The following is a 26,624-nucleotide window of genomic DNA, read 5'->3' on the forward strand; positions in this document are numbered from 1 at the left end:
CAAGACCGATGCGCCAATCTCCCGGCGCGCCCGCCTCATCCCATCCAACAGATGCCGCCGTCTTTCCAGCGTGTCCGACCGTCTCTCCGATCCGTCAGCAGCGCCTCAGCGCCGCCGGTGAGGGGGGTTCTACGGCGAGTGCCCCACCCCCGCAACCCAAAAATTCACAAAAACGCGGCTTTGCGGAAAGAAAAACGCACAACGCAAAGAAATCAGATAGTTAGATGGCAATAAAGTCAGGCTCTCTGACCTTTTTCCGGCAACTGCCGCCACATCCCCGCGCCGTTTTACCGACTGTTTGGACTCAGCCCGCACTTACCCACAGGTCAGGGCAACTTACCCACAGACTCACCCCCAGACTCGCGTGGAATCACAAAAAAGGATGCACCGGGACTACGGAGGAATCACGGCGTCAGCATCCAGCCACCATCCGCGGGACAGAACTTTCGCTTCAGCCGTCGCGACTCTGACTGGTCGTCTCGGTGCACTTGGTGCTGGACAACACGGCAAGCACCCCGCCTGGCGGTAATCCGGACCTCTCCGCGGGCGCCGCTGCGGGCGTTTTGCCAGTTTACCTTGGCGCCACCGCCCGCGCTGGCATCGGCCAGCAGCTTTTGCTCTGCTTCGCGCATCAGGTTGGTGTCCTGCGGTGTCAGCCCGGACTCCGCGAGGATCCTGCTCAGCGGGTTGGCGGCAATGGGTGTGGCGGCCAACACCGACACGGCGGCAATGGTCAGAAATCTGGAAAGTCGCAAATCGAATACCCCCCTTGTACGGGTCGGTCCCGACAGCCGTGTCGAGCTCGGCCCGACATCAGTAAGCGCCATGAAGCCTTCTATGTCTATGCGGCAGCGCCGCTATCAGGAGAACTTGCGAAACAGACGAGTCATGTCGAACAACTCATCGAGCCGGTCATACCGTTCCTTGGTCTTGTCCCAGCTTTCCTCCTGGGTGGCGGCGATCATCGCCTCCAGCAACATCATGGTGGAGATGTTGGAGTCCCACGCCGAGGGGATCTCTACCCAGCAATTGAAAGTGAAATCCGCCACCGAGGCAATAGGACTGGTCCATTGGTCGGTAACCAGCACGATCTTCACGCCGCGTTCGGCGGCCAGCTCCGCCAGCCGCTGGAGGTTGGTTTCATAGCGGCGCACGTCAAACATCAAGAGCGTGTCACCCTCGACCATGTCCAACACGTAATGCGGCCAGGTCGCGGAGGAGGACGTCATATGTGTGACCCGCTGCCGGATGGCCTGGAAATGGGTAAAGGCATAATCCGCCAGCGCGCGCGTGATGCGTCCGCCCACCACATAGAGCCGTCCTTCGGTGTTGGCCAGCTGACGGGCTGCCGTGTCGAACTGGGCGGAATCAATATTGGAGAATGTCTGCTGAAGGTTGTCGGTGACGGCCGTGGCAAAGCGGTTCAGCAAGTGCCCCTCCGGCGCTTCCGACGCCCAGTTGTCGCGCCGCTTGGTCGGACCGGAGACCTTCGCCTCCAACTCCTTCAGCAGCGCCTGATGGAACTGTGGGTACCCTTTGAACCCCAGCTTCTGCACCATCCGTGCAACCGTCGGCGTCGACACCTCGGCATTCGCGGCGACAATGGTGATCGAGGCAAGCCCGGCCGCCGGGTAGTTTTCAAGCAACCTGGTGGCAAACTTCCTCTCGGATTGGGTCAGCCCGGAGAAATGCTCACGGATCAACTCGCGTACGGTGGCTGGCGGCTTCGTCAACGTGGCACTCCCGCTTGTGAACTGGATTTTCCACCCCGGCGGCGCCCTGAAGAGAAATTATCAAAGCCCCTGTTGGAAATCAGACATGAAAGTATATTGACACAAATATCTCTTCATGGAAACATTTTTCCAAACCTCAGGGGGACGATACATGAAGGTGAGCGATTCTCACGCTCAGGACACATCCGTGGAGGTGGTGAACGGCGACGGTACCGGTCAGGTTCTGTTGTTGTGTGAGCACGCGTCCAATCATATTCCGGACCGCTATCAGGGCCTGGGACTGCAGCAAGATCACCGGCTCAGCCACGCCGCCTGGGATCCCGGTGCGCGGGCGGTGGCACTGCATCTGTCGCGCGCTCTGGACGCGCCCCTGGTGGCAGGCCGTGTGTCGCGGCTGGTCTACGATTGCAATCGACCGCCCGAAGCGCCCTCGGCGATGCCTGAGAAATCCGAGCTGATCGAAGTACCCGGCAACCGGAACCTGACCGAGGCCCAACGGCAGGAGCGGGTGACCACAGTCTACGAACCCTTCTGCGCGGCGACCACTGCGCTGATCGAGGCGCGCAAGGCGGCTGGCCTGCAAACCGTATTGGTCACCATGCACAGTTTCACCCGCCACTATTATGGCAAGGAACGGGCGGTGGAGATCGGCATCCTGCACGACAACGACAGCCGCCTGGCGGATGCGATGCTGGCAGCCGCACCGGCCCTGCCCCACCGCCGCATCGCGCGCAACGAGCCCTATGGCCCACAGGACGGGGTAACCCATTCGTTGCAACTGCATGGCATCGCCCATGGGCTTGCCAATGTGATGATCGAGATCCGCAACGACCTGCTGACAACTGAAACCGAAGAAGCCGCGCTGGCCCAGGAGATGCTCACCCTGCTGCGCCCCGCCCTTGCCACGCTGACGCCCGAGGGGGACACACATGCCTAAGGTAATTCGGGCCTATGTCCGCGGCATCGACGCGATGAACCGCTTTATCGGTCGCATCGCAATGTATTTGATCTTTGCCCTGATCGGGGTGCTCCTTTGGTCGTCGGTCTCCAAGACCTTCTTCAACCCGTCGCTCTGGACGCTGGAAACGGCGCAATTCGTGATGGTGGCCTATTACATTCTGGGTGGCCCCTACTCCATCCAGATGGGATCGAACGTGCGGATGGATCTGTTCTATGGCAGCTGGTCAACCCGCACCAAGGCGCTGGTCGATGCCTTCACCGTGCTGTTCCTGATCTCCTATCTTGTGATCCTGATGTATGGCGCGCTTAGCTCCACCGCCTATTCGCTGGGCTATTTCGGGATGGAACCGGTGCAATTCTTCTGGGAGCTGCTGGTCACGCTGTTGACCGAAGGCTTTAGCGCCGCAGGCGAAAAACTGGGCTATCTGGAGCGCAGTTCGACCGCGTGGCGCCCCTTCCTGTGGCCTGTGAAAACCCTTCTCTGCTTCGGCGTCTTCCTGATGCTGCTGCAATGCCTTGCTGAACTGTTCCGGGATATCGGACGCCTGCGTGGAGTTGAAATCTGATGTCCTACGAATGGATTGCGATCGTCATGTTTGCCGGCATGATGCTGATGCTGATGACCGGCCAGCGCGTGTTTGGCGCCATTGGTTTCGTCGGTGCGGTTGCGGGCATGCTGCTGTGGGGCACGGGTGGTGTTGAAATCCCCTTCTCGGCCGCGATGAAGCTGATGAAATGGTATCCGCTGCTGACGCTGCCGATGTTCATCTTCATGGGGTACGTTCTGTCAGAGTCCAAGATTGCCGACGACCTCTACCGCATGTTCCACGTCTGGATGGGCCCGGTGAAGGGCGGCCTGGCGATCGGAACCATCGGCCTGATGGTGCTGATTTCGGCGATGAACGGCCTGTCGGTGGCGGGCATGGCCATTGGCGCCACCATCGCGCTGCCAGAGCTGCTGCGCCGCGGCTACGACAAAATCCTGGTGACGGGCACCATCCAGGCGGGTTCCTCACTCGGCATTCTGGTGCCACCGTCAGTGGTGCTGGTGCTTTATGCGATGATTGCGCGCCAGCCCGTGGGGCAGCTGTGGCTCGCGGGCGTGGTGCCGGGGCTGCTGATGGCCACGATGTTCATCATCTACATCTACATGCGCGCCCGCATGCAGCCCGATCTCGGCCCCGCAATGGACCCCGCGGATCTGGCCGAATACGAAGCCATCTCCGACCATCCACTGCGGCTGAATTACATCGTGCTTGGCGCGCTGGTGCTGGTGCCGCTGTTGATCCAGACCGACATGCTGGAGGCCAAACCGGCCCTCGGCCTGGCCGCCGCGCTTGCTGCGCTGTCTTTTGTGACCCGCCGGAACCCGCTGTTCTACAAAGACGTGTACATGAAGGAGAAATACCGCCTGCTGTTCTCGGGTGTGCTGCCGCTGGCAATCTTTGCTGCAATGATGGTGCCTTTCGTGAACGGCTGGACCTCGCTGGTGGAAAGCTCTGCCATCGGCGCCATGACGGCCTTCATCGCCGCGGTGCTGAAGGGGCGCATGAACAAGGAGGTGTTCGAGACCTCCGTGCGCTCCACCCTCGGGATCTCCTGCATGTTCATGTGGATCATCCTGGCCGCGCTGGCCTTTGGCGCCATCTTTGACGGGCTGGGCGCGGTCAAGGCGATCGAGGATCTGTTCACCACCAAGCTGGGCCTCAGCCCCTGGATGATCCTGATCCTGATGCAGCTGAGCTTCATCGTGATGGGCACTTTCCTGGATGACACCGCGATGCTGGTGATCGTGGCGCCGCTCTATGTGCCGCTGGTGGGCGCGCTCGGGTTTGATCTGATCTGGTACGGGGTGCTTTACACCATCACCACTCAGATCGCCTACATGACGCCGCCCTTCGGCTACAACCTGTTCCTTATGCGCGCGATGGCACCGCCGGAAATCGGGCTGAAGGACATCTATGTCTCGATCATCCCCTTTGCTGGGGTGATGGTGGTGGCGCTGGCGCTTATCATGGTGTTCCCGCAAATCGCCCTGTGGCTGCCGGAATATGTTTACGGAAAATAACCCATAAGAGTCCTGCCAAGGGGCCGGATATTTCAACAAGGAGAGAGAAACATGACAACAAGACGCAAGTTTTTGCAGAGCGCGGGCGTTGGCGCAATGGCGGCACCGCTGGCCACTCCGGCGCTGGCGCAATCCACCATCAAATGGCGGATGCAGACTTATGCAGGTGCGGCGCTGGCCGAACATGTGGTGAAACCCGCCATCGACATGTTCAACAAAATCGCCGGCGACCGCATGCAGATCGAACTGTATTACGCCGACCAGCTGGTTCCGACAGGGGAGCTGTTCCGCGCCATGCAGCGCGGTACCATCGACGCGGTGCAGTCCGACGACGACTCGATGGCCTCGCCCACCGATGTCACCGTATTCGGCGGCTACTTTCCCTTCGCCTCGCGCTATTCACTGGACGTGCCGGTACTGTTCAATCAGTACGGCCTGAACGAGATCTGGGACGAGGAATACGCCAAGGTCGGCGTCAAACACATCTCGGCCGGTGCGTGGGATCCCTGCCACTTTGCCACCAAGGACCCGATCAACTCGCTCGCCGACCTCAAGGGCAAGCGCGTCTTCACCTTCCCGACCGCCGGTCGCTTCCTCAGCCAGTTCGGCGTCGTGCCCGTCACCCTGCCCTGGGAAGACATCGAAGTCGCTATGCAGACCGGCGAGCTGGACGGCGTAGCCTGGTCCGGCATCACCGAGGATTACACCGTGGGTTGGGCCGACGTGACCAACTACTTCCTGACCAACAACATCTCCGGTGCCTGGGCGGGCTCCTTCTTCGCCAACCAGGGCCGCTGGAACGAGCTGCCCGAAGACATGCAGACCCTGTTCCGCGTCTGCTGTGACCAGTCGCACTACTATCGTCAGTGGTGGTACTGGGGCGGCGAAGCCTCCTTGCGCGTGAACGGCGAGAAGATGAAACTGACCACCATCCCGGACGACGAATGGCAGCAGGTCGAAGACGCCGCCGTGAAATTCTGGGACGAGATCGCGGCAGAAAGCCCCACCAAGGCAAAGGTTGTCGAGATCTTCAAGAAGTACAACGCCGACATGCAAAAAGCAGGCCGTCCCTACCGCTACGGCTAAGACGACGTCTCTCAACACCGAATTTGGCCTGCAGCGCCGCGGGCCAAATTCCTTGACCAAGGAATTTGCCAAAACTTCTGCGTAGAAGTTTTGGCCCCAGCACGCAAAGGGCTGCTCATGCTCTCCTTCGACGAATTGAAATCCCAGGTCTCTTCCGGCCGGGTCGACACGGTTCTGGTCTGCTTTGTAGACATGCAGGGCCGCCTGATGGGCAAACGCTTTCATGCGCAGCACTTCATCAATGGCGCCTGGGAAGAAACCCACTGCTGCAACTACCTGCTGGCAACAGACCTGGAGATGGCCACGCCCGATGGCTATGCCTCCACCTCTTGGGAGCGGGGGTATGGCGACTATGTCATGAAGCCGGATCTGGCGACGCTGCGCCCGGTGCCCTGGCTGGACAGCACGGTGATCGTGCTGTGTGACGTGCTGGACCACCACACCCATGCGGAAATCTCCCACTCTCCGCGCGCGATCCTGAAGAAGCAGGTGAGCCGTCTGAAGGCGATGGGCTATGACGCCATGTGCGCCACCGAGCTGGAGTTTTTCCTCTTCGAGCAGAGTTTCGACGAGATCCGCAAATCGAATTTCCGCGACCTGGCGCCGATCTCCGGCTATAATGAGGACTACAGCATCCTGCAAACCACCCGCGAGGAACATGTGATGCGCCCGATCCGCAATCACCTGTGGAACGCAGGGTTGCCGATCGAAAACTCCAAGGGAGAGGCGGAAACCGGCCAGGAAGAGCTGAACATCAAATACGCCCCGGCCATGGACACGGCTGAATATCACAGCATCGCCAAGCACGCGATCAAGGAGATCGCGCATCAGCAGGGCCATGCGGTGACCTTCCTGCCCAAGTGGAGCCACGACAAGGTGGGCTCTTCGAGCCATGTTCACCAGTCCCTGTGGCAAGACGGCAAGCCTGCGTTCTTCGACGAAAACGATGAGCTTGGCATGTCGAAGCTGATGAAAAACTACATGGCGGGGCTGCTGAAGTACGCGCCGGATTACACGTACTTCATGGCCCCCTACATCAATAGCTACAAACGGTTCATGAAGGGCACCTTTGCCCCCACCCGCATCATCTGGTCCGTCGACAACCGCACCGCGGGCTACCGGCTGTGCGGCGACGGAACCAAGGCGATCCGGGTCGAATGCCGCATTCCGGGTTCTGACATGAACCCCTATCTGGCGATGGCGGGCATGTTGGCCGCGGGTATCGCCGGCATTGAGGAAGGGCTGGAACTGCAAGCGCCCGCCAAGGGTGACGTCTACCAGGGCGACAGCGGCATGATCCCCGGAAATTTGCGCGATGCTGGCGCGGCGCTGAAGGGCTCTGACATGCTGCGCGCGGCACTTGGTGATGACGTCGTCGACCACTATGTCCGCGCCGCCGAGGTGGAAATCGAGGATTTCGAACGCGTGGTCACTGACTATGAGATCGCGCGCGGGTTCGAGCGGGCGTGATCCGCGCCGGGCAGTGCCGGGGGCCAGCCCCCGGACCCCCGGAGTATTATAGACCAGAAAGAAACAGGGGCAGCTTGCCCCTTGGAATGGAGTTGATGGCATGGGCCAGACACTGAAGTGCATCTCGCCGATCGACGGATCGGTTTTTGCCGAACGCGAAACCTTGTCGCACGCGGCGGCGGCTGACGCCGTGGCGCGCGCACGCAGCGCCCAGGTGGCCTGGGCCGCCCGCCCCCTGCAGGAGCGGATCGACCTGGTGATGGCAGGCGTCGCTGCTGTTGGCGCGATGAACGACGAGATCGTGCCGGAACTGGCCCATATGATGGGTCGCCCGGTGCGTTATGGCGGTGAGTTCGGCGGTTTTAACGAGCGCGCCAGCCATATGGCCAAGATCGCAACGGAAGCGCTGGCGGACATCGAGGTCGGCGATGACGCGGATTTCAAACGCTACATCAAGCGCGTGCCGCATGGCGTTGTGCTGGTGGTTGCGCCTTGGAACTACCCTTATATGACCGCAATCAACACCGTCGCCCCCGCCCTGATTGCGGGCAACGCGGTGGTGTTGAAGCACGCCACGCAAACCCTGTTGGTGGGTGAGCGCATGGCGCAGGCCTTTGCGTCCGTTGGCGTGCCCACGGATGTGTTCCAGAATGTCTTCCTCGATCATGACACCACATCGGCGCTGATTGCCGACAAGGCGTTCAACTTTGTGAACTTCACCGGCTCGGTTGGCGGCGGCAAGGCGATGGAACGCGCAGCGGCCGGCACCTTCACTGGCGTTGGTACAGAGCTGGGCGGCAAGGATCCTGGCTATGTCATGGAGGACGCAGATCTGGACGCGGCGGTGGACACGCTAATCGACGGTGCCATGTTCAACGCCGGTCAGTGTTGCTGCGGGATTGAGCGAATCTACGTGCATGAAAGCCTGTTCGACGCCTTCCTTGAAAAGGCCATCGCCATTGTCGAAGGCTACAAGCTGGGCAACCCGCTGGACGAGGCGACCACGATGGGTCCGATGGCCAATGTGCGTTTCGCCAAGGAAGTGCGCGATCAGATTGCAGAGGCCGTCGAGGCCGGTGCCACCGCCCATATCGCGCCCATGGAGGCGGACGATGGCGGTGCGTATTTGACGCCGCAGATCCTGACCAACGTGACCCACGACATGCGGGTGATGCGTGAGGAGAGCTTTGGCCCGGTGGTGGGCATCATGAAGGTCTCCTCCGACGAAGAAGCGATCAAGCTGATGAATGACAGCGACTTTGGCCTGACTGCCTCGCTCTGGACCAAGGATGTGGAGCGGGCGCAGCGCGTCGGGGACCAGATCGAAACCGGCACCGTGTTCATGAACCGCGCCGATTACCTGGATCCGGGCCTGTGCTGGACCGGCTGCAAGGACACCGGCCGCGGCGGCGGACTGTCCGTCATCGGCTATCACAACCTGACCCGTCCGAAGTCCTACCACCTGAAAAAAGTGGCAGGCTGAGGACACCCTGCCCGCTCCGCCGTCTCCTCCCGGAGCGGGCTGTTTGCATCAAAGGAAAACGACATGAGCCTCGTTGGAAACTGGTCCTACCCGACCGCAATCAAATTCGGCGCCGGCCGGATCAAGGAACTGGCCGATGCCTGCGCGGCTGTTGGTATCAAGAAACCGCTGCTGGTTACCGACAAGGGCCTGGCGGATCTGCCGGTGACCCAGTCCACCCTCGACATCATGGAAGCGGCAGGTCTGGGCCGCGGCATGTTCTCGGACGTGGATCCCAACCCGAACGAGAAGAACCTCGAAGCGGGCGTCGAAGCCTATAAGGCAGGTGGCCATGACGGCGTCATCGCCTTTGGCGGCGGTTCCGGGCTGGACCTGGGCAAGATGGTGGCCTTCATGGCGGGTCAGACCCGCCCGGTCTGGGATTTTGAGGACATCGGCGATTGGTGGACCCGCGCCGACGCCGACGCCATCGCGCCGATCATTGCGGTGCCGACCACTGCCGGCACCGGCTCTGAGGTCGGCCGCGCCAGCGTCATCACCGACAGCGCCACCCACCAGAAAAAGATCATCTTCCACCCCAAGGTGCTGCCCACCGTGGTGATCTGCGATCCCGAGCTGACCGTGGGCATGCCCAAGTTCATCACCGCAGGCACCGGGTTGGACGCTTTTGCCCATTGTGTCGAGGCCTTCTCCTCGCCGCATTACCATCCGATGTCCCAAGGCATCGCGCTGGAAGGAATGCGCCTGGTCAAGGACTACCTGCCGCGCGCCTATGCTGACGGCACCGATATCGAAGCCCGCGCGCAGATGATGTCCGCCGCCGCGATGGGTGCCACCGGCTTCCAGAAGGGTCTGGGCGCGATCCACGCCATGAGCCACCCCATTGGCGCCCATTTCAACACCCACCACGGCACCACCAATGCCGTCTGCATGCCTGCCGTGCTGGAATTCAACGCGCCGGTCATCGCCGACCGGTTCAACATGGCGGCGGCCTACCTGGGGATCGAAGGTGGTTTCGACGGCTTCCGTGCCTTCGCGCAGGAGCTGAACGACTCCCTGGGCATCCCGCGCACGCTGGCCGATCTGGGCGTGACCGAGGCCGCGATTCCCGAGCTGGTCAAAGGCGCGATCATCGACCCGTCCTGCGGCGGCAACCCGGTTGAGCTGACCGAGGCAAACCTGACCCAGCTGTTCAAAGCGGCGCTTTAAGCCAATCTCTCATGGAACCTTCAAACGCCCCCCGCACCGCGCGGGGGGCGTTTTTCATGGCCTCACAATGTCTCACCCAGGCTGATCGCCGGATACAGGCGGTCGAACACCAGCGCCTCTGGCTCCGCACCATTGCGCGCTTGCAGGACAATCTGCGCCGCCCGTTCGCCGATCTCGCGGCGGCAGGCATCGGTGGTGGCCAACTGCTGCGGCAGCCCCTGCAGCAGCTGCAGATTGTTGAACCCGGCCAGCGCGATATCGCCGGGCACCGTCAGCCCGGTTGCCAGACAATGCATCAGCCCGCCCACGCTCATCACGTCGCTGGAGTAGTAGATACAGTCCAGGTCCGGGCTGCGCGCCAGCATCTGGGCGGTCAGCTGGCGGCCGGTCTGGATAGAGCTTTCGCCTGAGTAATGCTCTCGGTCGGCCAGGCTCACCCCCTGTGCCGCCAGCCCGTCTGTGAAGCCGTCGAACCGTTTGCGGGCCCGAAAGTCCTGCGGCATCTTGGTGCCGATAAATCCGATCCGCCGGTAGCCGCGGGCCAGGATCTGCTCCGCCATGCTGCGCCCCGCGTCCAGATGGGATATCCCGACGCAGTGGCGCACTGGCTCGCCGTCCACATCCATCACCTCAACAACTGGGCAATCCGCCTGTTGCAGCATCCGCCGGGTCGGGTCGGAATGCTCCAGCCCCGCGACGATCAACCCCGAAGGTCGCCAGCTCAGCATTTCGCGGATGACGTCTTCTTCCTCCTCCAGCGCATAGCCAGAGATCCCAACCACCGGCTTCAACGGGCTGTCACGCAGCACCGCGGAAATCCCTGACAGGACCTCAGGGAAGACAAAACTGTTGAGCGATGGCACCACCACCGCCACCAGATTGACCGACTGGGACGACAAGGAGCCCGCGATCCGGTTCGGCACGTAGCCGTGGGAGCGGGCAATTTCTTCGACCTTGGATTTGGTCTTGGCCGAGACATCGGGTGCCCCGCGCAGCGCGCGCGAGGCCGTCATCTCGCTGACCCCGGCCAGCCGGGCCACGTCTTTCAACAACAATTTTTTCGTCATGCCCCATGGTCTTGCAGTTTGCGGGCCGCCGCAAGGGGGGAACGCCGCAATGCGAGGCTTGATTTTCCCACCTGTTATCGCTATCAGTGCCCGCAATCGTTATCGATACCGGATTTCACGCCGGTGCCCCAGCCGGAGACCAGAGATGACACTGAAAATCGCAATCAATGGGTTTGGACGTATTGGCCGCGGGGTGCTGCGCGCGCTGCTGGAGAACGACGTTCAGGATATCGAGGTGGTCGCGATCAACGATCTGTCCCCGCCGGAAACCCTTGTACATCTGCTGAAGTACGACAGCATCCACGGGCGTCTGACGACTCCTGTTTTCCTGTCCGGTGACGAGATCCGCGTCGGCCCTCACACGATCCGCCTGACCGCCATCCGCAACCCCGAAGAGCTGCCTTGGCAGGATGTGGATGTGGCCTATGAATGCACCGGCCTGTTCACAGACCGCGACAAGGCGGCGCTGCACTTGAAGAACGGCTCCAAACGGGTTCTGATCTCGGCACCCGGCAAGGACGCGGACCGCACCGTGGTGTTCGGCGTCAACCACATGGACCTCACAGCTGAGGACGTGATTGTTTCCAACGCCTCCTGTACCACCAACTGCCTCGCGCCGTTGGCCAAGGTCATGGACGATGCGTTTGGCATCAAGACCGGCTACATGACCACGATCCACGCCTACACCGGCGATCAGCCAACCCATGACACCAGTCACAAGGATCTGTACCGCGCGCGCGCCGCGGCGCTGTCGATGATCCCCACCTCCACCGGTGCCGCCCGCGCCATCGCCGAGGTGTTGCCGCACCTGAAGGGACGTCTCGAAGGCTCTGCCATCCGGGTGCCGACGGCCAATGTCTCGGTTGTCGACCTCAGCTTCCTGCCCGAACGTCCAGCCACCGTCGAGGCGGTGAACAGTGCCATCCAGGCAGCGGTGGAATCCGACATGGCCGGCATCCTGTCTTATGAGGAAGACCCGCTGGTGTCGGTGGATTTCAACCACGACCCGCACTCCAGCTGCTTCGCGGCGCCGCAGACCGCAGTCACATCCGAAGGTCTGGTGCGCGTGGTCAGCTGGTATGACAACGAATGGGGCTTCTCCAATCGCATGGTCGACACCGGGCGCCGCATGGGCGAGGTCATGAACGCCGAAGGTTAAAGCAACCGTCTTTGGCGCGCCATCTGGACGGGTCCACTCCCGCCCGTTGCCAGACACTGGCGTGCCTGCCGCCCGTTGGGCCAAGCGCCGCGCTATTGCGCGGCGCAGCTGCGTCTGGGCGCAGCGTTTTGTGGGGCCTTGCTGTCGTCGGCGCAGGATTGTCACCCGTGAATCATAGTCAGCGTCGGTCGTTCCACAGGGCAGCACCCCAGGTCCGCATGATGGGGCAGCGCCCCAGGGTAGCGCCCCCTTGCGCCGCGCAGCGGCGCCACGCCCAACTGTGAGGCGCATTGTCAAATGCGCCGCTGCAGGCGGGAGCCCCCGCCGCCAGCAAGCGCCGACAGATCAGCCGTATTTCTCCAGAAAGGCCTCGGCCGTTAGCGCCCGAAAATCCGGCAGCGCCGCGCGCAGGCGGGCGTGATCCCACTGCCACCAGGCCAGCGCCATCATCGCTTCGGCCACGGGCTCTGGGTAGCGGCGGCGGATTAACTGCGCGGTGTTGCCGCCGACAATCGTGTAGGGTGCGACGTCCTTGGTCACGACCGCACCAGACGCCACCACCGCACCATGGCCGATGGTTACCTCCGGCTTGATGATCGCCGCATGGCCGATCCAGGTGTCGTGACCAATATGTGCGATCCGCCCGGCGCGGTGGCGGAACCGCGCGTCATCAGCCTCCGCATCTTTCCAATAGTCGCCAGACCGGTACAGGAAATGATGCTGCGAGGCTTTCTCCATCGGGTGATCCGTGGCGCCGATGCGGGTGAAGCTGGCGATATTGGCGAATTTGCCAATTTTGGCGTTGGCGATGTCGCAGCTGCGGTCGCAATAGCTGTAATCGCCAAGCTCCGAACTGGCGATCCGGCTGTCGGCTCCGATCTCCACATACGCGCCAAAGCCGCTGTTGGTGATCGTGCAGCCGGGATGAACGTACGGGCTTTCTGCCTTGAGCCGCGCCATGATATCGCCTTCCTGCTGGTCAGTCTCGCTACCGTCCGCTCAGGGCAGCAGCATCGCCTTGGCCGCGCGCCGCTTGCGGCTGGATGTGCGGGTGTCGCCGGCGATTAGCCGCCGCCGCAGCCAACCGGAAATCCAATCCATCAGCATGACCATCAGAATGATGAGGGTGATGTAATAGGCCACCTCTTCCCAGTCCTTCTGGGTGATGATCGCCTGGGTCAGCAGCAGCCCGATACCGCCGCCGGTGATCGCGCCGATGATGGTGGCGGAACGGGTGTTGGATTCCAGAAAATACAGCAGCTGGCTCAGCAACACCGGCGTGATCTGCGGGATCACCCCGAACCGATAACGCTGCACGGGCCGCGCCCCGGTTGAGGCCACGCCCTCGATCTGTTTCTCGTCGACGTTCTCCAGCGCCTCCGAGAAGATCTTGCCGAAGGTGCCCGTGTCCGTCACCAGGATTGCCAGCGCACCGGTCAACGGGCCGGGGCCAAAGGCCCGCGCCAGCACCACCGTCCAGATCAGCGAGTCTACCCCGCGAACAAAGTCGAACAGCCGCCGTACGGCAAAGCGAACGCTGCGCAAAGGCATGAAGTTGCGGGTCGCGGCAAAGGCCATCGGCAGCGCAACCAGCCCCGCACCAAAGGTGCCAAGGAACGCCATCAGAAGTGTTTCGGCAATCGCCCAGACCACGTCCTGATGCCGCCACATCTTGTTTGTCCAGACGTCATGCAGGATCGCCCCGGCCTCGCCCGTCGCTGCGCGTTGCACCAGCTCGCCCATGCCCATGCCGTGATAGGGACTGTCGAGAGTAAAGAAGAACAGCTCCCAGCCGGTGAAGTAGCGAAACACCTCAGCGCGGTTGCGGGTCACGGTCAGGCGGCCCGCATCGGTGGTGACAGCCAGCCGGTTCTTGGAGCTGCTGATCCACTCCGGCACGTCACCCGCAGGCAGTTCCGCCTGCACCCCGGCGCTGCGGCTGGGGGTGGCGCGCACGGTGCCATAGCCGGGAATGACGTATGCAATGGTATCCGGCCCAAATGTCACCCGGTGGCCATCCTCAAGATCGATCACCGTGGTTGCACCTAGCGACACCCAGTCCGGCGCGGCGCCCTCGGGGTAGGCGCCCTTGCGCTCACCCTCGATGGCAACAGAGACCGCGCCGCTGCGGTTGTCGCGGGTGACGTGGGTCTTGTAGCTATAGCTGTCACTGACCAACGTGCGGGCATTGTCGAGGCTGGCGCGTTCCCACAGGTTTGCCACGTCAAAGGCCACGAAGACGTAGAGCATGTAGGCCACTACCGCCGCAGGCAAGGCAAAGCTCAGCAAGCGTTTCTTCAGAAACAGCTGCGCTGTCTCGTGCTTCAGCTCAGCCGGGGTCAGGTTGGTGTCAAAGGTGGTCATGCCTTCGCTCCATGGGTCAGACGGTCACGCAACAGGCCGGACAGCTGGTCAACGGCAACGATGGAGACAAACAACAACAGGAATATCGCGGCGGCCTCGTCATACCGCCCCTGCCCCCAGGCCATCGCGTTCTTCAACTCGTAGCCGATACCGCCCGCGCCGACAAAACCCAGAATGGCGGAGGCGCGGATATTGATCTCGAACCGGAGCAGCGCATAGCTGACATAATTGGGGCCAACCTGCGGCAACACTCCCAGCGCCATCCGCTGCGCCCAGCTGGCCCCCACGGAGGACAGCCCCTCCACCGGCTTCAATGAGGCGTTCTCATTCACCTCGGAAAACAGTTTTCCCAATGCACCGGCGGTGTGGATCGCAATGGCGATCATCGCGGGCACTGGTCCGCCGCCCAGCACAAAGATCAAGACCAGTGCGATGACGATCTCGGGGATCGCGCGGCAGATGTCGCTGATGCGCCGAAATACCGGGATCAGCATAGGCCCGGGCGCCATGCCGCGGGTCGCCAGCAGCGACAGAAGGGTTCCGAACACCGCTCCGACCAGGGTTGAGGCGGCGGCGATATTCAGCGTCTCCACCAGCGCCGGAAAGAAATGCACCACATGGCCCGGCAGCTGCGCGGCCTTCTCCCCGGCCTCGGCCAGCACCTCGGCCGGGTAGTCGAAGATCCGGGTAAACCCGTCGGCAAATGAGCCCGCATTGCGCCCGTCGGCGGTGCGAAACCCCGCCACCATCATTGCAACAAACACCGCCAAGAGAATGCCACCATAGAGCCGCTTGCGCCGGGTGTGGTCGGTGTAGTGTTCCCGGATCTCGTCCAGCGTTGGCCGGGCTGCCGTCAGATCTGCCATTTAGGGGTCCTGGTTTTGTTGTGACGGCACTTCAACGTGCCGTTTGGGAAATTGCGGGGTCCGGGACAACCCGAACCCCGCAGAAGGTGATCGCAAAAAACCTGACTGAAATTACTTCGACTTCAGCTTGCGGGCCTCGATGATGACCTCATAGGCATCATGGCTGATCGGCTCGAACGCGCGGGCTTCGCCCGCCGCCACACCGTAGAAACAATCGCGGTCCTTTTCGGCAAGGCCCGCCATCAACGCGGTCATCTTCTCCTTAACCTCCGCAGGCAGCGCCTTGCGCAGCACCACAGGGCCTTCCGGGATCGGCGCCGATTTCCAGATCTCGACCATGTCGTTCATGTCGACCAATCCCGCGTCCACCGCACGACGCAGCGCGCCGGATTTGTAACCGTCTTCCCACTCGCCCAGACCATCGGCCCAGGTCACGCCGCCGTCCACATCGCCATTGGCAACCGCAACGATCGTCTGTTCGTGGCCGCCGGTGAATTTCACCTCACCAAAATAGTCACCAGAGTCCATTGTGGCGTTGATCTTGTTCGGGATCTCGATCGAGGGGATCAGATAGCCCGAGGTGGAATTCGGATCGCCAAAGCCAAAGGTCTTGCCCTTCAGATCCTCCAGCGAGGTGACGCCGCTGTCCTTGCGCGCGAACCCGACCGAATAATAGCCATAGCCGCCATCCGTATTGACCTTGACCAGCACCGGCTCCACCGCTTCGGGGTCGGACAGATAGGTCTTGGCATAGGCCGAGGCTCCCAGCCAGGCCATGTCGATGGTGCCGCCCAGCAGCCCCTGAATGACGCCGTTGTAGTCGGCCGGTGCGAACAGCTTGGTTTCGACACCCAGCTCTTCTTCGGCGTATTCGCGCAGGCATTCGTTGTTGTTCAGACGGTCCTGAGCATTTTCGCCGCCCAGCAGACCGATGCGGAACTCGGTGATGTCCTGTGCCGCCAGCGGCGTGGTCAGCGCGGTGGTGGCCAGAACGGCAGCAATCAGTTTGTTCATTTTACGTCTCTCCAGTTGATCTTTCCGGCAGGTCGCCCGCCGGGACGATGGAAACAGTCGGGGATTATTCGGCGGGAATGGCGGCGCGCAGCGCGTCCGTCTTTTCCAGCGTTTCGATTTCGGTAGAGGTCGCAGCCTCGGAGAACTCCGCGCCGGCGCCATAGATCTCGCGCGCAACACCGGTGGTCAGCTGCTCTGGCAGCCCGTCAAAGACGATGCGCCCGTCGCGCATCCCCACCACCCGGTCGCAATAACGCCGCGCGGTATCCAGCGTGTGCAGGTTGGCAATTACGGTACGACCGTCTTCCTCGTGGATGCGGCGCAACGCCTCCATTACGGTCTGGGCGTTCATCGGATCAAGCGAGGCAATCGGCTCATCCGCGAGAATGATCTTGGGGTCCTGCATCAATGCCCGGGCGATCGCCACCCGCTGCTGCTGTCCGCCCGACAGCGCCTCAGCCCGTTTGGCGGCATGTTCGGCAATGCCCAGTCGGTCCAGGATGTCGATGGCCTTGTGAATATCCGCCATCGGATACAAATTGAACAGCGTCGCCATCACGTTGCGACGGTTCAGCGTGCCATGCAGAACGTTGGACACCACGTCCATCCGCGGCACCAGATTGAACTGCTGAAAGATCATCGCGCAGTCTGACTGCCAGGCGCGCTTTTCCTTGCCGGTCAGCCGGGTCACATCCCGGTCGCCGAACAGGATCCGTCCTTCGCTGGCGTCGCCCAGCCGGTTGATCATCCGCAGCAGCGTGGATTTCCCCGCACCCGAACGGCCAATGATCCCGATCATGCAGGGCTTGTCGATGTCCAGCGTTGCAGCCGCAACCGCGGTCTTGTCACCGAAACGTTTGGTAAGTCTGTCAATGCGCAGCACGGGGGCGCTCCCTTTTCTGTCCGGGACTGCCTAACGCCGCTGCTCAAAGCTCTTGTGTCACAGTCGTGAAAGTTTTGTAACGCAGCCCGCCTGCAGCCGAGGCGTGCAATTGCATTGTGCCGCGAACCGAGGCGCAATCTGCCCCTGTCCTCAGGCCACCAGACCCGCTATACGGCCAGCAACTGCTCATATTATTGTTGCTAAAGGAAGCTGCCAGATGTCCTTTGACCGTTCCATCAAGATCGCCCCGTCGATCCTCTCCGCCGATTTCGCCAACTTCGGCCAAGAGATCCAGGCGATCGAAGCCCAAGGCGCCGACTGGGTGCATGTGGATGTGATGGACGGGCATTTCGTGCCCAACCTCACCTTCGGCCCGCAGGCGGTAAAGGCGTTCCGCCCGCATGTTAAAACCGTAATGGATGTGCATCTGATGATCGCGCCGGTTGACCCCTATATTGACGCCTACGCTGATGCCGGTGCCGACGTGCTGACCGCCCATGTCGAGGCTGGCCCGCATATCCACCGCACCCTTCAGGCCATCCGCGCGGCTGGCATGAAGGCGGGCGTGGCGCTGAACCCCGGCACCCCGGCCGAAGCGGTGGCGCATCTGCTGGACCTGACCGATCTCGTTTGCGTGATGACCGTGAACCCCGGCTTCGGCGGCCAGAAGTTTCTCGACATGACCACCAAGATCCGCCGTCTGCGCAGTATGATCGGCGACCGCCCGGTGCATATCGAAATCGACGGCGGCGTTGACCCCACCACCGCCCCGCTGGTGTCTGAAGCGGGCGCGGATGTGCTGGTGGCGGGTTCTGCCGTGTTCAAAGGCGGCTCTGTCGACAATCCGCAAGTCTACGGCGATAACATCCGCAAGATCCGCGCGGCAACCCAAGGCACCTGGGCCTAGCCCTTCGGCGCAAGCGCTCCCGCCAATCGCCAGGCGCATCTGGCAATGCACCGCTCTTGCGTTTCCCGGCTGGCGTTTTCAGGCGTCGCCTATCGTGTGGCACATCTGGTTCGGCGCAGCCGAACCGCGGCCTGACGGCCCTCGATGGGCCGGAGGGCCGCGCCACCGCTGGCGGCGCAGCCCAAACGGTTAGCTGGCCTTGTTCAGATCGTCAAAGCAACGGCCCTCGGACACCAGCTGCTGCAGCAATGGTGCAGGCTGCCAGAAGAAATCATCCTCTACCGCGTAGGACCGGATGTCGGCCAGGATGCCGTCCAGCCCCTGCAAGTCGGCCCATTTCAGCGGCCCACCCCAGAAGCGCGGAAAGCCATAGCCGAACAACATGACCATATCGACGTCCAGCGGCCGACGGGCAATACCCTCGCCCACGACCCGCGCCGCCTCGTTCACCATGGCGCACATGTAGCGGCGCCGCACTTCGGCATCCGAGAATTCGCGCGGGGTGATATCCTGCGCCTGCTGGTCGCGGGCGATCAGCTCCGCCACCTCCGGGTTCGGCACGCCGCCGCGCTTTCCCTCTTCGTAGATGTAAAAGCCCTTGCCGGTTTTCTGGCCAAAATCGCCGCCCTCACACAGCATTTCGTAGAAGCGGGGCACCCGTTCGCGCGGATCCCGCGTCGGCGCGCGGCGTTTGCGGGCCGCCCAGTTGATGTCCAGCCCGGCCAGGTCCCCCATTGCAAACGGCCCCATTGGAAAACCAAACCCGCGCACCACCTCGTCTACCTGATAGGGCGACGCTCCGTCCAGCACCACATACTCCGCCGCCTTGCGATACGCGTTCATGATCCGGTTGCCGATGAACCCGTCGCAGATGCCAGAGCGTACCGCGACCTTTTTCAGCCGCTTGCCCAGGGCAAATCCGGTGGCCAGCACCTCCGGCGCTGTTTGTTCCGCCACCACAACCTCCAGCAGCTTCATCACATGCGCGGGCGAGAAGAAATGCAGCCCGATCACATCCTGCGGGCGGGAGGTTGCCGCCGCAATCTCGTCCACATCCAGATAGGAGGTGTTGGTCGCCAGCACTGCCCCCGGTTTGCAATGGGTGTCTAATTTGCCGAAAACGTCGCGCTTGACGGCCATGTCTTCGAACACGGCCTCAACCACCACATCCACCGGCGCCAATGCGGCGTAGTCCGTGGCCACAGTCAGCGCCTCGCCGGTCAGCTCGGCGAACCGTGCTTCGCTGATCTTGCCGCGCTTCAGCGCGCCGCGCAGATTGCCCTCGATCCGGCCCCGTGCCGCCGCTACGGCGTCTTCGGTCATCTCGATCAGCACCACCGGCAGCCCCGCCAGCAGGGCCGCCGTGGCGATGCCCGCGCCCATGGTGCCGCCGCCAATTACCCCGACCGAAGCCACGTCACGCGGGCTGACACCTTCCAGCTCCGGCAGTTTGCTCACCGCGCGCTCCGCAAAGAAGGCGTGGATCAAACCTTGACGCTGATCCGAGTCCATCAGCTCCATGAAAAGGGCGCGCTCGCGCTTCAGCCCTTCTTCCAGGCTGCCGGCCTCAACCGCCGCCTGCACCGCCCGCACCGCCGTCGCAGGCGACAGTTGGCCCCTGCCCTTTTTCAGCACCGCAGCATAGGCCGCATCAAAATCCACCGCCTCAGGCGCCGGAAGCTCTCCCACCGCACGGCGCGTGGCACCCTGCTCCAGAAGCTCCTTCGCATAGGCCAGCCCGATCTCACGCGGCTCGCCTTCGTCCACGCGGTCCAGGATACCTTTCTCCAGCGCTTCGGCGGCACTTACATGTCGACCAGATGTAATCATCTCCAGCGCCGCTTCAGTGCCCGCCAATCGCGGCAACCGCTGGGTGCCCCCGGCACCAGGCAGAATGCCCAGATTGACCTCCGGCAGACCCATCTTGGCCGACGGCACCGCAACCCGGTAATGCGAGGCCAACGCGACCTCCAGCCCGCCGCCCAGCGCGGTGCCGTGCATGGCGGAAATTACGATCAGCGGCGAGGCCTCGATCCGGTTGCACAAGTCCGGCAGGCTGGGGTCCTGCGGCGGCTTGCCGAACTCGCGAATGTCAGCACCCGCGAAATAGGTGCGGCCTTCACCATAGATCAGCACCGCCTCGGCGCCCTCCTTTTCGGCGCGCTCGATCCCCGCCCATAACCCCTTGCGCACGTCCGCGCCCAGGGCGTTTACGGGCGGGTTCTGCGCCTTCAAGATAGCAATGCTGCCCTCTCGCTCATATGCAATGGCTTCACTCATCCGGCTGTCCTTTCCCCTCCGGCGCTGCCTGCGGGGCAGCGCGGCTCACGTCTGATTAGGCACCGCAGATTTTTCTGCGCCAAGCCCCAAAATACCCAGGCGGCCCAGGGCCGCCCGCACATACGTAACAACAACTCAGGTGAAATAAAACTTTTGAAACAGCCCTACTCGCGGCGGACCACACCGGCAACAATCCAGTCATCCAGGATTTCAAGCACCCTGTCGGTAAATTCGGTGTCGTTGATATGGCAGCCAAGCTCATGCAGCTCCACACCATCAGGACAGGCCTTGCGCATTTCGTCACAAAACGCACCAAGCCCCTCCGCATCGTGCAGCGGCGCGCCGGGGCGGTCCCATTCATTGCAGCCGCCTGTCGGCAGCACCATGGCAACCGGAGCCTGCGCCGTGGCGAGTTTATCGCAGATCACCTGCGCCACCTGCCGCCGCTCCGCCGCATTCAGCATCGCAGAGGTCAGCAGCCGGTTGTGCGCATGGGTTTCACGGCCTTCCAGCTGCGCGGGCGTTGGCTGCCATCCCACAAAATCCACCAGATCATAACAGCCCGGAGCCACCAATTGCGGCGTGCCCACACGCCCCGCATTGGTCATGCGATCCGCCCCTGCCGACAAGCCACCAAATACATGGTTCGACACCTCCTGCGGCGCAAAATCCAGCACCGCAGCAAAGGCCCCCTCCGCCGCCAGGCTCTCAAACGCGCGTCCGCCCATGCCGGTGGCATGGAACACCGCAACTTCGAACCCGCGTGCCTCCAGCGCCGGTTTCAACGCTACCATATAGCGCAGCACCGTTTTCCCGAAAGAGGTCATACCGATCAGTGGCCGATCGCGCTTCGGCGGCTCCACCGCCCGCGCCGCGCCCAGAACCGCCCCCGCCGCCTGGCTCAGCGATGCTTTGCAGATCGAATTCAATCCATACAGCCCCCCCGCCCAGAGGATCATTTGCACATCCGCCGGGATCCGCTCTGGCGGCATCAGCGGCGAGAATGCGACGGTGGAGACGATGTACTTCGGCACTCCCACCGGCAGCGCCGCACAGAGATCCAGCGCCAGGTCGGTCCCCATGGTGCCGCCCAACACGATCACCCCGTCGATCCGGCCCGCGCGATACAGCTCCAGCGCCTTGGCGGCAGCGCCGGTGCCCATGATCTGCATGGCCGCGTTTTCGTCGCCGGTATCAATCACTGCCTGAATGCTGCTGCCCGCGGCCTCTGCAACCTCATGCTTGCTGATGTCGACGACCTGGCTGGTGTCGCCCAATACGCTCACATCCATGGTCAGAACATCGCCACCCTGCCCGTGGATGACTTGCACCAGATAGGCCAGTTCGTCATCCTTGGTATCAAATGTTCCTGTCACCAGGATTATTTTCTTGCCCATCTCTCACTCCCTTTCCCCGCGCCTCCCCAAGCCTTCGCATGGCAGATGAACCCAGCCCTCTTGTGGCTTTGCTCTCGCGCTAAATACCCCCACCGGAGGCCGCGGGTCTTACCGTGGCAAAACCCGCGTTACAGCTGGATCCATGCTGTTTTGAGGTCGGTGTATTTCTCCAGCGCATGCAAAGACTTGTCATGGCCGTTGCCGGATTGGCCAACGCCGCCCAGCGGCACCGTGTTGTCCGCCCCGCCATAGGTATTCACGTGCACCACGCCGGCACGAATACCCGCCACCATCCGATGCGCCCGGCTCAGGTTGGCGGTCCAGACCGCCGCCGCCAGACCAAAATCCGTGCCATTGGCCAGGCTCAGCGCCTCCGCCTCGCTCTCGAATTTGGTCACGGCCAGCACCGGCCCGAAGACCTCGCGTTGAAACAGCGCATGATCTCGCGCCACATCGGTGACCACAGCCGGGGCCATATATGTGCCCCCCGTGTCCGTCAGGATACGCTGCCCGCCGGTGATGACCTGTCCGCCCTCGGCCCGCGCCATATCCATAAAGGACAGGTTACGGCGCAGCTGGTCTTCTGAGTTCACCGCACCGACATCACTTGCCAGATCCAGTGGATCCCCCACCCGCAACGCTTCGGCCTCAGCCTTCAGCATCTCGACAAACCGGTCATGCACCGAGGCCTCGACCAGCAGGCGCGACCCCGCCACGCAGACCTGCCCTGAATTGCGGAAAATCCCCTTGGCCGAGATCTTGGCCGCCAGTTCCAGGTCGGGCGCATCCGCAAAGACGATGTTGGGCGATTTGCCGCCCAGTTCCAGATAGCATCGTTTCAGGTTTGAACGCGCCGAGGCTTCCAGCAGTTTGCGCCCCGTCGCCCCCGACCCGGTGAACGCAAGCACGTCCACACCGTTTGACGCCGCCAGTGCTGCGCCGGTTTCCGCGCCACTGCCTGTGACCACGTTCAAAACCCCATCTGGCAATCCGCACTCCGCGCAGATCTCGGCCAGCCGCAACAGCGACAGAGATGCGGTCTCGGCGGGTTTCAGCACCACCGAATTGCCCATGGCCAGCGCCGGAGCCAGTTTCCAGGCACCGATCATCAGCGGGAAATTCCAGGGCACGATGGCCCCCACCACGCCCACCGGCATCCGGTGGACCAGCGCCAGCACCTCGGGCGCGGTCGGCGCGACCTCGCCAGCCACCTTGTCCAGCGCCTCGGCGTAATAGCGGAACGTCCCTGCCGCCGATCCCGGCTCTGCCTTCAGCGCCATGTTCAGCTCGGTGCCGTTGTCGCGCACGCCCAGCACTGCAAGCTCCAGCGCCTCGGCTTCGATCCGTTCGGCGATCTTGAACAGCACCCGCTTGCGTGCGGCGGGGCTGAGTCCCGCCCAGCGCCGATCGTCAAACGCCCGCCGCGCCGAGGCCACAGCGTGTTCCACATCTGAGGCAGAAGCGCCCGCAAGTGTGGTCAGAACAGATCCGTCAATCGGCGAAGCAACTTCGAGTGTCTGGCCCGAACCTTCTTTCCATGATCCTTCAAGAAAGAGCTTCTGCGGCGCCACATCAAGTTGCCGAAGCCTGTCGATGAGGTCTTGGTTTGCCATTCGGCCTCCTTCAGTTCCTTGTGGTCCTTCAGCACCCGCAGGATGTGGACCACCAGAACGATGATGATTAGTAGAAACAGGATGAACGCCACTGGGCGATCAATGAAATCAAACGGGACCTTGACCCGTGCCATGGCCGCGCGCAGCTTCACCTCCATGATGCCGCCCAGCACCATGCCCAGAATGATCGGCACCGCAGGCAGCGACAGGCGTTTCAGGACATAGCCAAGGACGCCGAAACCCGCCGCCATCACACAGTCGGTCGCGGAATTGCGCAGGCTGTAGACCCCGACAAAGCTGAGCGTCAGGATACAGACCCCAAGGAACCGGTTGGGAATGCGCACAACCTGGATCAGCGATTTGGTCGCAATCAGCAGGAACAGCAACACCAGCACGTTCAGAATCAACAGTGCCAGGTACAACGCCACGACAAAATCCATATCGTTCTGAAACAACCCCGGTCCCGGCACCACGTTGTGGACGTAAAACACCGACAACATCATCGCCGTCAGCGCTTCACCCGGAATGCCCAGCGCCAGCAGCGGCACCATGGCGGCCGCAGGCACCGCGTTGTTGGCAGTCTCGGCCGCGATCAACCCCTCAGAGGAGCCATTGCCAAAATCCTGCGGCCGCTTTGAGGATTTCTGGGCATAGGTATAGGACATGAACTGGGCGGTGAACTCTCCAACGCCGGGGACCATCCCCATCAATACGCCAAAGGTGGCCGAAACGCCCGCCACCCGCGGATGGCGCGCCAATTCGCGCAGCCCCTGCAACATGCCGCCCCGCAAACGGGTGATGCGGACCTTCTCGTCCTCATCCGTCAGCAGCACGAACGCCTGCGAGATGGCAAACAGCCCCAGCACCACCACGATCAGATTGATGCCGCCGCCAAGGAAGTCCTGCCCGAATGTATAGCGCTGGGTGTATTTCACCGGCTCCATGCCGATGGTCTGCAAGAAGATCCCGAAACAGGCCAACGCGCCCGCGATCAGCGCCTGGCCACGGTGCGCCACCACAACCAGCACCAATCCCAAAAGTGCCGCAAGAAAAATCTCACGCGAGCCGAACATCGGCGCGATTCTTGCCAGCACCGGCGCAAACAGGATCAGGCAGATCACGGAAAACACCCCACCGAAGAAACTGGCGGAATAGGCGAGGCTCAGCGCGCGCCGGGGTTCGCCGCGGGCGGTCATCGGATAGCCGTCATAGGTGGTCAGCGCATTGACCGCGGTGCCAGGCGTGTTGATCAGGATCGCCGGGATTGCACCACCATACATGGAGGAGCCGTAGATCCCCAGCAGCACCGTCAGCCCGACAATCGGATCCATCGAGAACGTCGCCGGCAGCAGGATTGCAATTGCCACCGCCGGACCCACACCGGGGATAGCGCCGATCAACACGCCCCCGACCGAGCCCGCCAGCAGCGCCAGCGCCACGTCCCAGCGCATCAGGATGTCGATTGCAGAGAAGATCAGATCCATGACCGGCACTCAGAGATAAAGGATGAAAAAGCTGCGCAAGGCCCCCGGCAGATACTCGTACAGTATCGCCCCAGGGATCTTTACCGACAAAAACGCCTTGAACAGCACCACAACCGCGACGGCAAAACCTGCGCTGATCCACAGCAGGATCGGACGGCGGTAGCCCATTCGCCAGCTCAGCAACGGCACGAATACCACCGTTACCGGCAGGTAGCCGACGAGTGGAACCAGCACCACATAGCCCATGAACCAGCCACCGAATTCCAGCACCTGCACCCAACGCCGCACCTCGTGCAGGTCATCGCGGCAAAACTTGCGCCAGGGCAGCCTGTAGAGATGGAGTCCGCCCAGCATAGCCATGCCGCCTATGGCAACAGCAGGCCAGAACCGCGGCTGGGCGAACAATTTGGTGTTGTTGGTCCAGGCGGTCTGGTGGCCGATCAGCGCCAGCAGCAGCAGCGCGACCGCCACCATGCCCAGGGCAAAAACCAGCTGTCCGCGCCGCGGTCCAACAAAGCGGCGTTCGCGTTCTGTAGACATACTCAGGAAGCTTCTCTTGCGCGCCAGTCAAAAGACACCGGGACCCCCTGCGGCCCCGGTGAAGCGAGGGATATCATTCTGCCAGCAGGCCACCGATGCGCGCCATGGTGTCGATGTCGGCTGCCACCCGGGCAGCGCTTTCATCGGCGCCCTGCCAATAGACCAGCGCTCCGGTTTCCTTGGCGATGGACTGGGCGCGCTCGCTCATCACTGTCTTTTCTGCAACTGCGGTGATCTTGTCGCGCACATCCTGCGGCGTGTCCTTGGTTACGAACAGACCGTTCCACAGGGCGATGTCGAGGCTCTCGTCCAGCTCGCCGATCGTTGGCGCGTCGGGCACGAGCGGGATACGCTCATCGGTGATCGACACCAGAACCTTGATATCGTCGAGACAAGGCAGCACCAGTTGTAGCGTGGTGTTGATGACATCCGCATCGCCCGAAGCCAATGTATTGCAATCCAGCGCATCAAAGGCGGCATCGGAGCCCCACTCAAACCCGGCGTTCTTGGCATAGGCCTTGGTCACCTGAGTCGGGGTCAGCACATCGCCGAAATGGCCCAGCGCCACGTCGTTTTCCTGTGCATAGCCCGCCAGTTCCTCCATCGTGCTGTAGGGCGCGTCGGCGGACGTGGCGATCACAAACGGATATGTCAGGAAGATCCCCAAGGGATCGAATTTGGCAGGCGTCAGCGGTGGAATGTCGATCTGGTGGCCCATCACCGGCACGCCGATCACGAATGAGCCGATGGTGTAGCCGTCGGCGGGCGCGTTGGCGACCTCGATCGCACCGGGGAACGGCCCCCCACCGCCGCCGGGCTTGTTCACCACCGCCGCTGCGACGCCGTATTCCTTCTGAAAGTCCTCGGCGATCATCCGGGTCAGCACGTCCTCCAGATCACCGGGCGGCCAGGGCACGATGAAGTTCACCGGCTTTTCAGGATACTCGGCCTGCGCGGCAACCGCGGTTAGCCCCAGAACAGCTGCCGTCGCAGCCCGCGTCATCACAGATTTGACCTTCATATCATTCTCCCAGTTGATGC

General features: G+C 62.4%; 23 protein-coding genes. 9 read left to right on the forward strand and 14 right to left on the reverse strand.

Annotated features, from left to right (window positions below; genetic code table 11):
- Positions 1–404: 404 nt before the first annotated feature.
- Both AC0IPL_RS19905 and AC0IPL_RS19910 read right to left on the reverse strand, forming a co-directional pair.
- Positions 405–755, reverse strand: a complete 351-nt coding sequence (locus tag AC0IPL_RS19905) for a hypothetical protein (protein WP_474276851.1) — start codon at positions 753–755, stop codon at positions 405–407.
- Positions 756–860: 105 nt separating this feature from the next.
- A complete protein-coding gene (locus tag AC0IPL_RS19910) occupies positions 861–1,733 on the reverse strand; it encodes a MurR/RpiR family transcriptional regulator (protein ID WP_474276852.1) in 873 nt (290 codons plus the stop codon).
- A gap of 151 nt (positions 1,734–1,884) precedes the next feature.
- On the opposite strand from AC0IPL_RS19910, the gene AC0IPL_RS19915 reads away from it, so the two are divergent.
- The 7 genes from AC0IPL_RS19915 to AC0IPL_RS19945 all read left to right on the forward strand — a co-directional run bounded on the left by AC0IPL_RS19915 (position 1,885) and on the right by AC0IPL_RS19945 (position 10,009).
- Entirely contained in the window at positions 1,885–2,670 is a 786-nt protein-coding gene (locus tag AC0IPL_RS19915; RefSeq protein WP_474276853.1) for an N-formylglutamate amidohydrolase, read from the forward strand.
- Positions 2,663–3,259 (forward strand): TRAP transporter small permease subunit, encoded by a 597-nt coding sequence (locus AC0IPL_RS19920; RefSeq protein WP_474276854.1) that lies wholly within the window; start codon positions 2,663–2,665, stop codon positions 3,257–3,259. Before AC0IPL_RS19915 ends, AC0IPL_RS19920 begins: the two co-directional genes overlap by 8 nt.
- The gene (locus AC0IPL_RS19925) at positions 3,259–4,761 is read left to right on the forward strand and encodes a TRAP transporter large permease (protein WP_474276856.1); all 1,503 of its coding nucleotides are present in this window, start codon (positions 3,259–3,261) and stop codon (positions 4,759–4,761) included. Before AC0IPL_RS19920 ends, AC0IPL_RS19925 begins: the two co-directional genes overlap by 1 nt.
- Before the next feature lie 51 nt (positions 4,762–4,812).
- Positions 4,813–5,847, forward strand: coding sequence for a TRAP transporter substrate-binding protein (locus AC0IPL_RS19930; RefSeq protein ID WP_474276857.1), 1,035 nt, complete (start codon positions 4,813–4,815; stop codon positions 5,845–5,847).
- A 117-nt stretch (positions 5,848–5,964) separates the two neighbouring features.
- Positions 5,965–7,317, forward strand: coding sequence for a glutamine synthetase family protein (locus AC0IPL_RS19935; protein ID WP_474276858.1), 1,353 nt, complete (start codon positions 5,965–5,967; stop codon positions 7,315–7,317).
- A gap of 100 nt (positions 7,318–7,417) precedes the next feature.
- On the forward strand, positions 7,418–8,800 hold the full coding sequence (locus AC0IPL_RS19940) for an aldehyde dehydrogenase family protein (protein ID WP_474276859.1): 1,383 nt from the start codon (positions 7,418–7,420) through the stop codon (positions 8,798–8,800).
- A 63-nt stretch (positions 8,801–8,863) separates the two neighbouring features.
- Positions 8,864–10,009, forward strand: a complete 1,146-nt coding sequence (locus tag AC0IPL_RS19945) for an iron-containing alcohol dehydrogenase (protein ID WP_474276860.1) — start codon at positions 8,864–8,866, stop codon at positions 10,007–10,009.
- Between the two features lie 62 nt (positions 10,010–10,071).
- Here AC0IPL_RS19945 and AC0IPL_RS19950 read toward each other — a convergent pair whose 3' ends face one another.
- Entirely contained in the window at positions 10,072–11,076 is a 1,005-nt protein-coding gene (locus AC0IPL_RS19950; RefSeq protein WP_474276862.1) for a LacI family DNA-binding transcriptional regulator, read from the reverse strand.
- Between the two features lie 145 nt (positions 11,077–11,221).
- On the opposite strand from AC0IPL_RS19950, the gene gap reads away from it, so the two are divergent.
- Positions 11,222–12,235, forward strand: a complete 1,014-nt coding sequence (gap, locus tag AC0IPL_RS19955; RefSeq protein ID WP_474276863.1) for a type I glyceraldehyde-3-phosphate dehydrogenase — start codon at positions 11,222–11,224, stop codon at positions 12,233–12,235.
- 345 nt (positions 12,236–12,580) lie between these two features.
- Here the strand turns inward: gap and AC0IPL_RS19960 are convergent, their stop codons facing one another.
- The 5 genes from AC0IPL_RS19960 to phnC all read right to left on the reverse strand — a co-directional run bounded on the left by AC0IPL_RS19960 (position 12,581) and on the right by phnC (position 17,362).
- Positions 12,581–13,195 (reverse strand): LbetaH domain-containing protein, encoded by a 615-nt coding sequence (locus tag AC0IPL_RS19960; protein ID WP_474276864.1) that lies wholly within the window; start codon positions 13,193–13,195, stop codon positions 12,581–12,583.
- Between the two features lie 39 nt (positions 13,196–13,234).
- The gene (phnE, locus tag AC0IPL_RS19965) at positions 13,235–14,599 is read right to left on the reverse strand and encodes a phosphonate ABC transporter, permease protein PhnE (protein WP_474276865.1); all 1,365 of its coding nucleotides are present in this window, start codon (positions 14,597–14,599) and stop codon (positions 13,235–13,237) included.
- On the reverse strand, positions 14,596–15,465 hold the full coding sequence (phnE, locus tag AC0IPL_RS19970; protein WP_474276866.1) for a phosphonate ABC transporter, permease protein PhnE: 870 nt from the start codon (positions 15,463–15,465) through the stop codon (positions 14,596–14,598). Before phnE (AC0IPL_RS19970) ends, phnE (AC0IPL_RS19965) begins: the two co-directional genes overlap by 4 nt.
- A gap of 111 nt (positions 15,466–15,576) precedes the next feature.
- A complete protein-coding gene (gene phnD, locus AC0IPL_RS19975; RefSeq protein ID WP_474276868.1) occupies positions 15,577–16,479 on the reverse strand; it encodes a phosphonate ABC transporter substrate-binding protein in 903 nt (300 codons plus the stop codon).
- 64 nt (positions 16,480–16,543) lie between these two features.
- Positions 16,544–17,362 (reverse strand): phosphonate ABC transporter ATP-binding protein, encoded by an 819-nt coding sequence (phnC, locus tag AC0IPL_RS19980; protein ID WP_474276870.1) that lies wholly within the window; start codon positions 17,360–17,362, stop codon positions 16,544–16,546.
- A 217-nt stretch (positions 17,363–17,579) separates the two neighbouring features.
- On the opposite strand from phnC, the gene rpe reads away from it, so the two are divergent.
- A complete protein-coding gene (rpe, locus tag AC0IPL_RS19985; RefSeq protein ID WP_474276871.1) occupies positions 17,580–18,269 on the forward strand; it encodes a ribulose-phosphate 3-epimerase in 690 nt (229 codons plus the stop codon).
- 189 nt (positions 18,270–18,458) lie between these two features.
- Here rpe and AC0IPL_RS19990 read toward each other — a convergent pair whose 3' ends face one another.
- The 6 genes from AC0IPL_RS19990 to AC0IPL_RS20015 form a co-directional block, all read right to left on the reverse strand.
- The gene (locus tag AC0IPL_RS19990) at positions 18,459–20,549 is read right to left on the reverse strand and encodes a 3-hydroxyacyl-CoA dehydrogenase NAD-binding domain-containing protein (protein ID WP_474276872.1); all 2,091 of its coding nucleotides are present in this window, start codon (positions 20,547–20,549) and stop codon (positions 18,459–18,461) included.
- Between the two features lie 164 nt (positions 20,550–20,713).
- The gene (locus tag AC0IPL_RS19995; protein WP_474276873.1) at positions 20,714–21,946 is read right to left on the reverse strand and encodes a Tm-1-like ATP-binding domain-containing protein; all 1,233 of its coding nucleotides are present in this window, start codon (positions 21,944–21,946) and stop codon (positions 20,714–20,716) included.
- A 128-nt stretch (positions 21,947–22,074) separates the two neighbouring features.
- The gene (locus tag AC0IPL_RS20000; RefSeq protein WP_474276923.1) at positions 22,075–23,517 is read right to left on the reverse strand and encodes an aldehyde dehydrogenase family protein; all 1,443 of its coding nucleotides are present in this window, start codon (positions 23,515–23,517) and stop codon (positions 22,075–22,077) included.
- Positions 23,424–25,043: a tripartite tricarboxylate transporter permease gene (locus tag AC0IPL_RS20005; RefSeq protein WP_474276875.1), complete on the reverse strand. Its 1,620-nt coding sequence runs from the start codon at positions 25,041–25,043 to the stop codon at positions 23,424–23,426. The genes AC0IPL_RS20000 and AC0IPL_RS20005 overlap by 94 nt, the downstream gene beginning before the upstream one ends.
- A gap of 9 nt (positions 25,044–25,052) precedes the next feature.
- Positions 25,053–25,583 (reverse strand): tripartite tricarboxylate transporter TctB family protein, encoded by a 531-nt coding sequence (locus AC0IPL_RS20010; protein ID WP_474276876.1) that lies wholly within the window; start codon positions 25,581–25,583, stop codon positions 25,053–25,055.
- Positions 25,584–25,656: 73 nt separating this feature from the next.
- Positions 25,657–26,604, reverse strand: coding sequence for a tripartite tricarboxylate transporter substrate-binding protein (locus AC0IPL_RS20015; RefSeq protein ID WP_474276878.1), 948 nt, complete (start codon positions 26,602–26,604; stop codon positions 25,657–25,659).
- Positions 26,605–26,624 lie beyond the last annotated feature (20 nt).

This window comes from Leisingera sp. SA32, assembly GCF_056033425.1.

Bases quoted from the DNA above. Each gene is read 5' to 3' on its own strand.
- AC0IPL_RS19915 (WP_474276853.1), top strand. From the start codon at position 1,885: ATGAAGGTGAGCGATTCTCACGCTCAGGACACATCCGTGGAGGTGGTG.
- AC0IPL_RS19920 (WP_474276854.1), top strand. From the start codon at position 2,663: ATGCCTAAGGTAATTCGGGCCTATGTCCGCGGCATCGACGCGATGAAC.
- AC0IPL_RS19925 (WP_474276856.1), top strand. From the start codon at position 3,259: ATGTCCTACGAATGGATTGCGATCGTCATGTTTGCCGGCATGATGCTG.
- AC0IPL_RS19930 (WP_474276857.1), top strand. From the start codon at position 4,813: ATGACAACAAGACGCAAGTTTTTGCAGAGCGCGGGCGTTGGCGCAATG.
- AC0IPL_RS19935 (WP_474276858.1), top strand. From the start codon at position 5,965: ATGCTCTCCTTCGACGAATTGAAATCCCAGGTCTCTTCCGGCCGGGTC.
- AC0IPL_RS19940 (WP_474276859.1), top strand. From the start codon at position 7,418: ATGGGCCAGACACTGAAGTGCATCTCGCCGATCGACGGATCGGTTTTT.
- AC0IPL_RS19945 (WP_474276860.1), top strand. From the start codon at position 8,864: ATGAGCCTCGTTGGAAACTGGTCCTACCCGACCGCAATCAAATTCGGC.
- AC0IPL_RS19950 (WP_474276862.1), bottom strand. From the start codon at position 11,076: ATGACGAAAAAATTGTTGTTGAAAGACGTGGCCCGGCTGGCCGGGGTC.
- gap (WP_474276863.1), top strand. From the start codon at position 11,222: ATGACACTGAAAATCGCAATCAATGGGTTTGGACGTATTGGCCGCGGG.
- AC0IPL_RS19960 (WP_474276864.1), bottom strand. From the start codon at position 13,195: ATGGCGCGGCTCAAGGCAGAAAGCCCGTACGTTCATCCCGGCTGCACG.
- phnE (WP_474276865.1), bottom strand. From the start codon at position 14,599: ATGACCACCTTTGACACCAACCTGACCCCGGCTGAGCTGAAGCACGAG.
- phnE (WP_474276866.1), bottom strand. From the start codon at position 15,465: ATGGCAGATCTGACGGCAGCCCGGCCAACGCTGGACGAGATCCGGGAA.
- phnD (WP_474276868.1), bottom strand. From the start codon at position 16,479: ATGAACAAACTGATTGCTGCCGTTCTGGCCACCACCGCGCTGACCACG.
- rpe (WP_474276871.1), top strand. From the start codon at position 17,580: ATGTCCTTTGACCGTTCCATCAAGATCGCCCCGTCGATCCTCTCCGCC.
- AC0IPL_RS19990 (WP_474276872.1), bottom strand. From the start codon at position 20,549: ATGAGTGAAGCCATTGCATATGAGCGAGAGGGCAGCATTGCTATCTTG.
- AC0IPL_RS19995 (WP_474276873.1), bottom strand. From the start codon at position 21,946: ATGGGCAAGAAAATAATCCTGGTGACAGGAACATTTGATACCAAGGAT.
- AC0IPL_RS20005 (WP_474276875.1), bottom strand. From the start codon at position 25,043: ATGGATCTGATCTTCTCTGCAATCGACATCCTGATGCGCTGGGACGTG.
- AC0IPL_RS20010 (WP_474276876.1), bottom strand. From the start codon at position 25,583: ATGTCTACAGAACGCGAACGCCGCTTTGTTGGACCGCGGCGCGGACAG.
- AC0IPL_RS20015 (WP_474276878.1), bottom strand. From the start codon at position 26,604: ATGAAGGTCAAATCTGTGATGACGCGGGCTGCGACGGCAGCTGTTCTG.